The sequence below is a fragment of the Pirellula sp. SH-Sr6A genome (genome assembly GCF_001610875.1).
Classification (GTDB): domain Bacteria; phylum Planctomycetota; class Planctomycetia; order Pirellulales; family Pirellulaceae; genus JBKCUI01.
This window is the reverse complement of record NZ_CP011272.1, coordinates 3359833-3372348: the sequence shown is the minus strand read 5'-3', so window position 1 is coordinate 3372348 and position 12516 is coordinate 3359833. Positions and strand designations below refer to the sequence as shown.

Sequence of the window (12516 nt, the reverse complement as noted above, 5' to 3'; positions counted from 1 at the left end):
ACCCTGAATACACAGCCCCAGAATACGTACCGCGACCTGCTATACTGATCCTTTTATCATTCCAACGATCCATCCAGGCATCGTTTAGGGATTCAAAATGGCACGGAGACAAGGTTTATGAGCAATGTATCGCGACGCCTCTTCTTTTGGGTTGGTTCGCTCTTACTAGCCGTTGCGACCGCACCGATGCAGGTTCGTGCTCAAGTCACGTTGTTTCAGAACGTTCAAATCTTTGATGGCATTCACGACGAGTTGTCACCACCTTCGTTCGTTCTCGTTCGGGGAAATCGGATCGAGCGGATTTCGTCTTCACCGATACCCACGGACCGCCGCGGGGATACGGTTCTCATCGATGGTTCGGGCTGTACGTTGATGCCGGGACTCATCGATGCCCACACCCATTTGCTTTTTTCCCTGGTTCCCCAGCAAGCCGCTTTGATGAGTGATGCGGGATTCCTCCACGTCGTGTCCACGCGCGCCGCGAGCGATACGCTGATGCGAGGATTCACATCGGTCCGCGATCTCGGGGGGCCCGTTTTTGGTCTTAAAAAGGGGATCGACTCCGGCTTGGTCGTTGGCCCGAGGATTTGGCCCAGCGGAGCGTTTATCTCTCAATCAGGAGGGCACGGAGACTTTCGAATGCCCAATGAGTTTCCTGCTCCTGCAAACAGTCTTAGCGTCTCGGAACGAATGGGTGGTTCCGCCATTGCGGATGACGCAGCGACGGTTCGAAAGCGAGCGCGCGAGTTGCTCGGGCTCGGTGCGTCCCAAATCAAATTGATGGCAGGGGGAGGCGTCTCCTCACCCTACGATCCTATCGATGTCACCCAATACACGGTTGAAGAGTTGCGAGCTGCCGTCGAGGCCGCGGAAAATTGGGGGACCTATGTGACGGTTCATGCTTACACCCCGAAAGCGGTTCGGCAAGCCATTGAGGCTGGCGTGCGATGCATCGATCACGGCCAACTGCTCGATGACGATACCGGCAAGCTCATGGCAGATAAAAAAGTCTGGTGGAGTTTGCAGCCGTTTCTCGATGATCGCCCAAGTCCCTTTGCCGAGGGCTCTCCCAATCGATTGAAGCAATTGGAGATGTACCAAGGAACCGACCTCGCGTACAAACTTGCTAAAAAATACAAGATCCAAACCGCTTGGGGGACCGACAACCTCTTTAGCGCAGAAGGCGCGAAGCTACAAGGGGCACAGCTTGCGAAAATGACTCGCTGGTACACTCCAGTGGAAGTCCTGAAAATGGCGACTTCGGGGAATGCGGCATTGCTGGCTCTCTCCGGGAAGCGTGCCCCCTACGAGGGCAAACTCGGCGTGATCGAATCCGACGCCTTGGCCGATCTGATTCTCGTCCGTGGAAACCCACTCGAAGAAATCGAATTGATCGCCAATCCTTCCAAGGCCTTCATCGTCATCATGAAGGATGGGAAAATCTTCAAGAACACGGTAACTGCCAACACGGTGACTCCCAACACCGTGAATTCGTTCCCAGTCGATTAAAGCACGGTGTAAAACAAACCGTTCGCTCCAACACCCGGACCCACTAAAACTGTTACTCTCCACGCAACCCATAGAAAGTTGGTTATGAATTCGCATCCGTCCAGTCACCCCCAGAACCCGGCTTGGACCGCTCTCACCGAACATCACCACAAACTTTGCCATGTCCACCTTCGAGAGCTCTTTGCGGAAGAGCCTCTCCGGGGCGAAGAGATGGTGATCGATGCGATCGGACTTACCCTGGATTACTCGAAGAACCGGATGTATCGCGAAACGGTCGCGCTCCTTGTGCAGCTTGCCGAAAGTTGCCATTTGCGAGCGCGGATCGAGGCGATGTTTCGCGGAGACCGTATCAATACTACCGAAAATCGGTCGGTGCTTCACATCGCGCTTCGCGCGCCTCGCACCGCTTCTATTGTCGTGGATGGCGTGGACGTAGTTCCGCAGGTTCATGCAGTGCTCGACAAGATGACTGCGTTTTGCAATCGGGTGCGCCGGGGGGAATGGAAAGGGTACACGGGCAACCGGATTCGCAATATTGTCAACATCGGAATCGGAGGCTCGGATCTGGGACCCGTCATGGCGTACGAAGCCTTGAAGCATTACAGCGATCGATCGTTGGTGTTTAGGTTTGTATCCAATATCGACGGCACCGATTTCGTAGAAGCCACGCGCGACCTGGATCCCTCCGAGACGTTGGTGATCGTGTCGTCCAAAACCTTTACAACCCAGGAGACCATGACCAATGCCTTGAGCGCTCGCGAGTGGCTTTTGAGCGGATTGGGGGGAGATAGCGAGGCGGTCGCCAAGCACTTTGTCGCGGTTTCCACCAACGCGGAAAAGGTCTCGCAGTTCGGAATCGATACCGCCAACATGTTCGGGTTTTGGGACTGGGTTGGAGGCCGCTATTCGATGGACTCCGCCATCGGGCTGTCGACGATGCTCGCAATTGGCCCCGAAGCGTTCTTGGAGATGCTGGGTGGATTCCATGCGATGGATGAACACTTTCGCACGACGCCGTTTGATCGCAATTTGCCAGCGATGCTTGGATTGATCTCGGTATGGAATTGCAACTTCCTCGGCGCCCATACGTTGGCCATCCTTCCGTATGATCAGTATCTCAAACGCTTTCCCGCGTACTTGCAGCAATTAACGATGGAGAGCAACGGCAAACAAGTGACGCTCGATGGCCAACGGGTTAGCCATTCGACGGGGCCAATCTATTGGGGCGAACCTGGAACGAACGGGCAACACTCTTTCTACCAGTTGATCCACCAAGGAACTCGATTGATCCCTTGTGATTTCATCGCATTCCTGGAATCGCTCCACCCGATCGGTGATCACCACGATAAGCTCTTTGCGAATGTGTTAGCCCAATCCGAAGCGCTGGCATTTGGCAAGACGACGGAGCAAGTCATCGCCGAAGGAACGCCGCAGGAGTTGGTGCCGCACCGTGTGTTCGAAGGAAACCGGCCATCCAATACCATTCTCGCTCAAAAACTTACCCCCGATATCTTGGGTAAATTGGTCGCGCTGTACGAACACGCTGTGTACACGCAAGGAGTCATCTGGAATATCAATTGTTTTGACCAATGGGGGGTAGAACTCGGTAAAGCTTTGGCGCAACGGATTGTTCCAGAACTGACAGCGTCTTCCGAAGCACCCCTGCAGCACGATAGCTCTACCAACGCACTCATCCGGCGATATCGAGATGCACGAAGCTGACCGGGATCGGTCGAGCCACTGGCCATTAGAGCCAATGCGTCGGGTAAGCTCGCTCTGGCGTTAGATTGTTGAAGACAAACGTCCAGAGGACGATCAAGATCGATCCGATTGCTACCGGCGCGATCAAGAAGTCCCACGAGACATCGGCCATCACCCCCACCAACGCGACCGCGCCAGCGGGGGGGTGGACCGTCCGTGTGATCTTCATCGTCACGATCGTGGTCGAAACGGCGATGGCCATGACCCAGGGATCGGTCCCAAACAAGGCCACAACAAGGACGGCGATGGCGGCACCGATAATATTGCCACCTACCACGTTCCGGGGCTGCGCGAGAGGGCTCTTGGGAACGCCAAAAACCAACACCGACGTTGCCCCCATGGGCGCAGCGATCAGAGGGTATCGGCTGTAATACGAGAGGTATGCCAACATGGCGATACCTACAAAGCTGCCTGCCCAGGAAAGGGCCATTTGGTCACGGGAAAATCGAGGCTGGAATGCCTTCCCTTTTCGTCGACTCCGCTTTGCTGACACCACCAAACGACGACGCTCTCGTCTGATGCGCAGAATAGCGGAACGGTAGCGTCTAATTCTAAGAATGATCCATGAACTCCAGGAGAGGTAGAGTGCACTCTCCAGACTAAGTCGTCCCGTTCATTCCGTCAACCTGCGTACAACCGCAACACAGGTATAACACCTCGAGGCGGTTCCCCTTATGACGAGGACGAGAGTTCCATGACGCGCCGCGCCAAGGGGGTCGTTTTTTCTCGGTCGCCATGCAATAGGTATGTGCAACCCGCCAGATACAGATCTCGCCACTGCGGTGCAATGGATTGATAATCCTCGAGGCATGCGGAACTGAATTTGTAATCGTGGGAATCGGTTCCTTTTAGAAATACGAACTCCCTCGACTTGCGGACCAATTCCGTCGCGGATCCTCCGTTCGTGAGAAACTGCAGCGTCTTCTCCGCCGCTGCTTTGCGATCCTCTCGAATCGTCTGAAAGACGGAATCGATTCCAGGGGGCGTGTCCTGCCCTGCGAGGGCATCGCGAAACGCCTCGATGCGGCCATCCTGAAGATCGCCTCGCGCATTGGCGGCCTCCCGGAAGTGAGCTAAAAAAGACGCATTTTGAAGGAGCAACCAGCATCGTAGCGAATCGTCTTGGACATGCTGATACAGATAGTGCATCGCATTGCTAGTCGTGATGGCATGCAAGGGAACAATGGCAGGCTGACGGGTTACCAATTCCGAGGAAGCCAAGAAGATACCATCATAAATGGAGCTTGGGTGCACCCCTGCGTTTAGCATCTCTTTGACCATCAGCGATGCCCCGGTGGGGGTGAGGGTTCGAAGCCCCTCTAACACTCGCACGCTAGCCTGCGGATCTCGCTTTCCGAAACTCCACTGTTTGGTGATGGAGGGAACAAGCTCCCAGTTGAAGCGACCGGCGCGATCGACTTCCGCATCGGTGGTGGACGGGTTGGCCTCCCCAGTGTGATTCAATATCGCGTATGCCAGCGAACGAATCACCGGTTCCGAGTGCTCCCAGCCGATCACGGCGAGAGTTCGAAATGCTCCTGCGACGTAGATGCTTTTATGACCGATGCTTCGGAAATCGCGAGCCGCATGCTTGGCCAGGAGGTCGAGCAAGGTGCTCGTGGACAAAACTCGTGATGCGGCCGCTGCGGCGGCATCCGCCTTCTCTACGTCCCACTGTGCCATGGCTTCGTCGAGCTTCGCGTAGGCTTGATGGGCCTCGGGCACCCGGGCCTCGTCGACCGCAGCCATGGTCCAGTTCCCTTCGGAAACGTCCGTGGCCTGCGCACTCTTGAAGTAGTCGATCGACCAGAGCAAGGGTAGCCATCTCTGTTGGTCGACCGCTGCCATGGAGGCTTGATGGGCCGCATGCACCACCAAAACCGAGTGGAATTTGAACCCGACCGCTGGTCTAGGTTGCACATTTCGAATCCCGGCCAAGAACAGCGCGGCCAGCCATTCCTGGTAACTGACTCCATCCCTTATTCTCGTCATCACCGTTTCGACGATCTTCTCTCGCGGAGTGTCTTCCAGCAATCGGACCAAAGGCTCGATCTCTGGTCGGAACTGCACCATCCCGCTCGGCACTTGCATTTCCGAAGCACGAACGCTCGGCAGCCAAGATCCTGAGAAACCCAACGAACCGGCGGCAGTCGTGGCTGCCGATACCGACAAGAAGTTTCGTCTCGTTTGTGACCCCATTTCCAGAACCTCCAGAGTAAGAATTTGAGCTGACACTTTCCGACTCCGTCGAAAACGGAAAAGCGGAAGTGTGCGAACGGGATGAAGGACGTTTGGGCCTGCTCGACCGATGGCTATCGCCCCTCTTCTGGTATCGGACGCAATACGATTTTACGAATATCCATCACAGCAATCTTGGACTTGGTCTTCGGCCGAACCTCCAGTCTCGCCGTACCCGCCGATAGATTCGCCTTTCCAACCGTCAAATAAACCATGTTCTGGTAATGACCTGTGTCGGGAACGACCCAATCGAACGATTGATCGCCGATCGACAATGCGACTTGCGAGCCACCGTTTCCACTGCCGCAACCGCACTGGACTTCGATCTCATAGGTCCCATCGACGGGAATGTTCAGATCCCAATGAGCCCAATCGTCCACCTCGGTCCAGTATCCCAACACATTCTTATGAAGCTCAGGTTCGTACCGAAGCTTCATTCCATGCGGGACAGCTTGATTGGCGAACAACGTCACGGCTCCCTGCGGTGTTTTCAATATCGGCTTACGACCCTTCGACGCTTGGTCCATTCGCTCTCGCCATACTTTCCAATCCTGTCCAATCTGTTTGGCGCTGGCATTGGCTCGCAATCGGGAGGAATCGAATTGACCATAAATTGCGTCGTATTGTTTGGGATCAAACTCAGGATTCGGCGCACATCGCTGCCCACCGACCGAGTCGAGCCATTGATCCAATTCCGCTCGCAGCTCCCGCGCCTTGTCCGGCATCGATGCTGAAAGATCAGACTCTTCACCGATATCCTTTTCCAGATCATAGAGTTCGAACGAGTTGTCTTCATACTGCAGGATTCCTTTCCACTTCCCTTTCCGAATAGCCGCGGCAGGTCGGCTACCTTGATTGGTGTAGTGTGGAAAATTCCAAAAGAATGGCCTATCCAACGACGGTTCTCGATTCTCGAACCAATGCGAACTCAGATCGATACCATCCAAGGGCCCGAGGGTCTGGCCGACGTTTACCCCCGCCAACTTCAGGAAGGTGGGCATCAAGTCGATCAAGGAAGCAGGGGCATTCGAAACACGGTTCGGTGCAATCGATTGTTTTGTTGAGGCGATGATTAGCGGGATGCGCACCCCCCCTTCATAGAGATATCCCTTTCCGGCTCGAAATGGGGTGTTGTGAGTCATGGGCTCTTCATGAAGCTCTCGCACATGCAATCCACCGTTGTCGCTGGTAAATAGGATGATCGTCTCTCGTTCGGAGGGCTGACGGTGTATGGCATCGAGCAGCTTGCCAACGGAGCGGTCCAACGACTCGATGCTTGCCGCGTAGAGGGAATTGAAAGCTTCGGAGTTCTGTCGCTTCGCTTCCTCCGTTGCCTCCAACTTGATATGGGGCGAGTGGTGGGGGATATAGCAAAAGTAAGGTTGATCCGACTTCGTCGCAATAAACTCGGCTGCGCGACGGGTGATCAAGTATTCATTTTTGTCGCCGGTTTCTTCATCCAGCTTTCCCTTGGCGGGCAACTCCGCTACGACCTCGAAGCCTTGCTCTTTGGGGCTGCTTTCTTTACCTCCTAGATGCCATTTCCCGAACATGCCGGTCCGATAGCCCGCTCGCTGCAATTCTTCGGCTATGGTCCGTTCTTCGGGTGGCAAGGCGGAATGGATGCGTGCGTTGAGGACTCGCTGCGAAGGGTTGTCGGCTCGACCGGGCAAGAAGGACGTCAGGTGCAATCTGGCCGCCGACTTGCCGGTCAAAAGTGAAGCTCGCGATGCGGAGCAGATCGACAATCCGCAATACGCGCTGGTGTACCGAAGGCCTTGCTTGGCCAACGCGTCGAGATGTGGAGTGCGATGCTCCTCGCGACCATAGCAATGCAAATCATTGACGCCGAGATCATCGGCAAGAATCAACACGATATTCGGACGTGTATCTTCGGTTTCAGCCCCCTCCACACGGGAGATCAGGAGAGGAAAGCAGAGCGCGATGAAGGCAAAGATGTTTTTCATGGGTCAATCGAACAGGGGAGGAAGGCTGCTTCGGAGAAGCTCGATTGTATCCGATTCCGAAGTCCGCCACCGGAATGTTTATCGCATGGACGATTCCCACCACACCCAGAGGTCCTTCAACGGATCAAGTTCGGTGGGATGGACACGGCGTTTCGCGTAGGCAATGCGTCCGTAGAGATGACCCAGGTGGATGAGACTTGACTGCTGTTCGGAATACTTGCGGGCCACCCTTCGAACGAATTCGTCCGGCGTCTCTTCCTCTCCTCGAGCAAGACGATGCTCACGTCCCCACGCGATCAAAGCTCGAAAGGTGTGTCGAACGATTTGCTCTGGATTGAGTTGCATAGAAGTAAAGGGGTTGCCGTAGGTAGAAAACGGCGCAAGCGGTTCTGTGGATTCTCCTGAGACAGGTTCGGCGTCAAGCTCTTTCGCGGTCGGTTTCCGACCGAACAGCTCGGTGAGAAAGCGAAGCAAAGCGTGCCTTTGGGTCCAGCCCCAAACGACGGCGATCAGCAATAGAATCAATAGGAGCAACCAGGAGAGAAGCGAGCTCCCATTCCAGTTGATTTGCCACGAAGTGTTTTGGTTCGCGGCCCCCTGGGGCTTCCCCCCCTGCTCACCCCTGGCATCCTCAGCGTCTCTCCCCGCCCCGTCCCCTTCGTCACCACCCTCCCGTTCTTTGCCGCCATTTCCTTTGCCACCGCCCTCTCCTTCTTTGGCGACGGTTCCTTCTTTGCCGTCAACCTTGTCAGCCCTGTCAACACCGTCAACCTTGTCCCCCGCTGGGGGATTTTGATCCTGTTGACGCTGTTGATCCTGTTGACGCTGTTGATCCTGTTGACGTTGCTGATCCTGTTGACGTTGCTGATCCTGTTGACGTTGCTGATCCTGTTGACCTTGTTGACCGGGGGCTTCGACGGCGTCTTGGCCAATGCCTTGGGGGTGGGGTTGGAGATCGTCGCGACGGGCGATTTTGAACGGGGGTTGCCAATTCCATAGTGGTTGGCTCGGGAGTGGTAGGAACGCAAAGAGCAATACCAATGCTGCGACGGCGGTAACACCCATCAGGATCCATTGTGTTGCGAACGACATCTCCATGGGGATATTGCGCTCTCGCAAGTACTTCCGCAGCGTCAGCAACGCGATGAGCACTAGCAGGGACAGAGACGAAAAGAGATAGACGAAAACCATCCGATTGGCGAAGGCTCGGTCGGCTTGGGGGCCCATGAAGAATTGTCCGATGCCGAAGACGGGGATGGCCAAGAGCGAGAAGTAGAGAACCCAGACTCCTTGATTGTGCTTCCGTTGGCGTCCTACCGCTGGTGTCACTTCATTTGCTGGATCCCGAGGGTCTTTTCGAAACAAACCGATGGACTGAAGTAGTCCGGCCCCTTGGCTGGATATCCCCTCGTGAATCAAGGTGCAGTCGAAGGTAATGCGATCCGCGAGGTAGGCGATCAAAACCAGAATCAATAGTAAGAATGGAAGGCTGAGAAACGCGAGTGAACCGCTGGCGGTGAAAAGTCGCGAGATGACAAGAAGGGTTGCAGCTCCCAGTCCGGCCATATACACGAAACTCTGAGCTCGGGACTGTTCAATGGCTATACGCGCGATCAGCACGGAGGCGAATGTGTAGAGCCCGAGTACCCACATCAACCGACCCGTTTGCTGTCCTGGATAGAAGAGTACGATAAGAAAGTAGACGAGCGAACCGATCATCGAAATGATGAAGGCCGGGGCGATCGCCGCCAGGGTGTAATCGAGACTTTCGGGTTTTCGTTTCTTGTCCAGTTCCATCGCCCCAGTATAGACTCCGGCTGGACGCCTTTCGAAACGAGATCAGCGAATGGTATTGGGAACACCCGATAATCGAGCGGCGTTGCTCGGTGTGGGGAGTAAAGAAACCAATCGCGAATGCCATCGCTGGACCAGTTCCGCAGCCTGGGTGGCATCGGGGCCTGTCGCGAGCCACCGGCTGACCTCATCGAGGGACGTGATCTTGGATTCAAGGGCTCGATCGGTCGCCAGAAGGATTTGCTTTACCGACCCGATCTGAGAATGGCTCGGTGGGGCCCCTGGCGCGCTGAGACCCGGACCATTGCCTCGCCATCGCAGTCCATTGCCGTCCAGATGGAATGCCAGTTCCATCGAATCCACCGAGGCGGTTTGCGATTGCAAGGGTCGGAGATCGTGCGAGCACCATCCAAAGCGTTCCATCGTCTGTTTCAACCAAGGCACCTGGATCGTTTCATCGTGGGAGGAACCGGCAGATATCGAACCTTGAACGCGATCGATGAGCCCATTGCGAAGGATAGCTTCTTCGATGTGGAGATCTCCAAAACCTTGAAGCGGCTCTCCGATCGAGTGGGACAAAGCAGCCCAAGACGTATTGAGAAACGTGCTTTGATGGAGCGTGCTTTGCCAACCTTGCGCGTCCTGTTCCCAGCGGACTTGGCCGCGAAAGAGGGCTAAAGGGCCGACATGTTCGACGACGGGGAAATAGGGTTGGATCGCGGAACAGGGGATAGCAAGATCGCGCGTGTCGATCGCCCAATCGGTATGAGGATGTTTGGGGTCGTGATAGCGACGGACATGAACCAACCCCGGCGTCTCTGAGCCTTTGGGTTCCAAGCCGAACAAGATCTTGATGTCGGACAATGAAAGCGAAGGGGTGTATTCGATTTGAATCTGGTGCAGCGATTCAAGCTTGGGGGCCGAGGCCAAATGGGGGGAGTTGGTCAAGGTCGAGGGGAGAATGCGCAGCGAATCGATCGAGACTTTGAGGATCGGGACCAAATTATGAGGGCGGCACAAAAACGAGTCGTGCAAGATCTGGAGAGCCAGGTTGGATTGCTCTTGTTTTATTTCGGCCGCATGCAGTTTGAGAGCCCAGCCCTCGTTGGTCATGACTCCGTCGACTTGCTCGGCCCGCAGGATGGGAGTCTGTGTTTCCGGATGGGCACAGACCAATTCTCGTATTCGAAATGTGTGAGGCGAGGGCTGCTCAATCGACTGGAAAACCACATCAAGCCCGATATTGCTCCGGATCCGTTCCCGCCATGCGGCAGCCTGACGAAGCTGGTACCAGCTGGTTTTCGAAAGGACCACGAAACCGGACGTGGCGAGGAGGGGAATGAGCCCGAGCAATAAAAGAACCGACCGATACAGCGCTCGCTGCGTCGACTCGTGAAGCCACAAATGCTTGCGTCGGCGTTGGAAATGCACGGTGTATCTGGGACGCTCGCACGTCGGAGGAACGGGGAAACGATGCTTTTTCCGCAATCTGTTCGATAGCAAATCCGATTTTTCGATGCAAGCGAGCTTCCAGGTTCCTCGCAAGGTTTCGGTCGACTTGTTTCAATGGTATAAAAGCGTGCATTCCTTGAGTTCGAATTTCCATTCGAATGCCCTCCCCCAATGCTTTCATTATGCCGATTGAACCTGCCTGGCGACGAGAGAACCGCCCTCCACGAGTCTTGATTGTCGATGACGATTTCGAAGTAGCTGAACCCGTCAAATTCGCGTTGGAAGGCTTGGGCTACACAGTCACCCATGTCTCCGATGGGAACAAAGGAGTCGATGCGATCGAAGTCGTCCATCCCGATTTGATGGTGCTCGACATGATGATGCCTGGCAGGAGCGGATTCCTGGTCTTGGAACACCTCCGACGCATCAAACGCTCCAACGTTCGAGTCATCATGGTGACTGGAAACGAAGGGGAGCGGCACCAGGCCTATGCGAGGATGCTCGGGGCGGACGAGTATATGCATAAACCCTTTGCCATGGATAAGCTGCTCCAGAGAGCCCAAGAGCTTCTCGCCATGCCGCTTCCGGACGAAGAGACTGTGCGGCGTGAGGAAAGTGAGCCGCGTGAGGGCAATGGACCGAGTTCCGAGAATCCAGAAGCGGAACCGACCGGAGGAACAGCGTGAGCAGCGATTACGATTCCGAACTATCCGATGCACCCATTTCGCTCATCGCACCCACCTTCGAGTATCTCTCCATTGCCTGGCGAGGAGATATTGATGGCCATTTGGAATTGCTCGATCAGACCAAGCTACCGCTGACGCTGGAGATCCAACCTTACCGCGATGTGGAAAGTCTGTTCGAGGCGATCGTTTCCCTCCGCGTCCGCGGCGCACCTGCGATTGGTATCGCGGCTGCCTACGGAGTGGTTATCGCTGCCCAAAAGGTCATCGAAGAGCCCTTGGCCAGCGCTGCGGCCGCCATCTTGACGCAATGTGACTATCTAGCGACGAGCAGGCCGACCGCGGTCAATTTGTTTTGGGCTTTGGATCGAATGCGAAAGATCGTCGATCGCAACAAAGGTTTATCCGATAGCGAGGAACTGACTCGTGCGCTCCTTCGCGAGGCGCGGTTGATCCACGAGGAAGATCGACGAATGTGCCATGCGATCGGAGCTTACGGAGCATCCCTGCTTCGCGACGCGACAGGCGTATTAACCCATTGCAACACCGGTGGTTTGGCGACCTCCGAGTATGGAACAGCATTGTCGGCGATCTTAACCGCGCAGGACCAAGGCCATGTGCTGCAGGTTTATGCGGACGAGACTCGACCTCTGTTGCAGGGGGCCCGTCTCACCGCTTGGGAATTGCAACAGCGTGGCATTCCGTGCACGTTGATTTGCGATTCGATGGCCGCGCAAGTCATGCGGGAGGGGAGAGTGCAAGCGGTAATCGTGGGAGCCGATCGCATCACGGCGCGGGGTGACACAGCCAATAAAATCGGTACTTACTCCCTCGCTGTCTTGGCAAAGTACCATTCGATTCCATTTTATGTAGCGGCCCCGACCAGCACGTTCGATTTGAGTTTGGTCTCGGGGGACGATATCCCCATCGAACAGCGCAAGTCGACGGAGATCACCCATGGATTCGGATCGCAAACCGCTCCCATGCATATTGAGGTTTACAACCCAGCATTCGATGTCACGCCCGCGGAGTTGATCACAGCGATCATCACGGAGAGAGGGATTATCGCCCCGGTGAGCGAGTCGAAAGTCCGATCGATGCTCTCTTAGGAA

At 55.5% G+C, this 12516-nt stretch carries 9 protein-coding genes; 4 read left to right on the top strand and 5 right to left on the bottom strand.

Annotated features, from left to right (window positions below; genetic code table 11):
• The first annotated feature begins 117 nt into the window (after window positions 1–117).
• Together VN12_RS13020 and pgi are read left to right on the top strand one after the other, a co-directional pair.
• Window positions 118–1509 carry a metal-dependent hydrolase family protein gene (locus VN12_RS13020; protein WP_146677246.1) on the top strand — a complete coding sequence of 464 codons (1392 nt, stop codon included), beginning with the start codon at window positions 118–120 and terminating at the stop codon, window positions 1507–1509.
• Between the two features lie 84 nt (window positions 1510–1593).
• A complete protein-coding gene (gene pgi, locus VN12_RS13015; RefSeq protein WP_146677245.1) occupies window positions 1594–3231 on the top strand; it encodes a glucose-6-phosphate isomerase in 1638 nt (545 codons plus the stop codon).
• Between the two features lie 25 nt (window positions 3232–3256).
• Here pgi and VN12_RS13010 read toward each other — a convergent pair whose 3' ends face one another.
• The 5 genes from VN12_RS13010 to VN12_RS12990 all read right to left on the bottom strand — a co-directional run bounded on the left by VN12_RS13010 (window position 3257) and on the right by VN12_RS12990 (window position 10700).
• Entirely contained in the window at window positions 3257–3700 is a 444-nt protein-coding gene (locus VN12_RS13010; RefSeq protein ID WP_146677244.1) for an HPP family protein, read from the bottom strand.
• A gap of 242 nt (window positions 3701–3942) precedes the next feature.
• Complete coding sequence (locus VN12_RS13005) at window positions 3943–5505, bottom strand: hypothetical protein (RefSeq protein ID WP_240491134.1); 1563 nt, start codon at window positions 5503–5505, stop codon at window positions 3943–3945.
• Between the two features lie 77 nt (window positions 5506–5582).
• The gene (locus VN12_RS13000) at window positions 5583–7475 is read right to left on the bottom strand and encodes a sulfatase-like hydrolase/transferase (protein ID WP_146677243.1); all 1893 of its coding nucleotides are present in this window, start codon (window positions 7473–7475) and stop codon (window positions 5583–5585) included.
• A gap of 78 nt (window positions 7476–7553) precedes the next feature.
• On the bottom strand, window positions 7554–9272 hold the full coding sequence (locus VN12_RS12995; protein WP_146677242.1) for a DUF4129 domain-containing protein: 1719 nt from the start codon (window positions 9270–9272) through the stop codon (window positions 7554–7556).
• 42 nt (window positions 9273–9314) lie between these two features.
• Complete coding sequence (locus VN12_RS12990) at window positions 9315–10700, bottom strand: hypothetical protein (RefSeq protein ID WP_146677241.1); 1386 nt, start codon at window positions 10698–10700, stop codon at window positions 9315–9317.
• A gap of 203 nt (window positions 10701–10903) precedes the next feature.
• On the opposite strand from VN12_RS12990, the gene VN12_RS12985 reads away from it, so the two are divergent.
• Together VN12_RS12985 and mtnA are read left to right on the top strand one after the other, a co-directional pair.
• A complete protein-coding gene (locus VN12_RS12985) occupies window positions 10904–11407 on the top strand; it encodes a response regulator transcription factor (protein WP_146677240.1) in 504 nt (167 codons plus the stop codon).
• 44 nt (window positions 11408–11451) lie between these two features.
• A complete protein-coding gene (gene mtnA / locus VN12_RS12980) occupies window positions 11452–12513 on the top strand; it encodes an S-methyl-5-thioribose-1-phosphate isomerase (RefSeq protein ID WP_146679909.1) in 1062 nt (353 codons plus the stop codon).
• The last annotated feature ends 3 nt before the right edge of the window (window positions 12514–12516 follow it).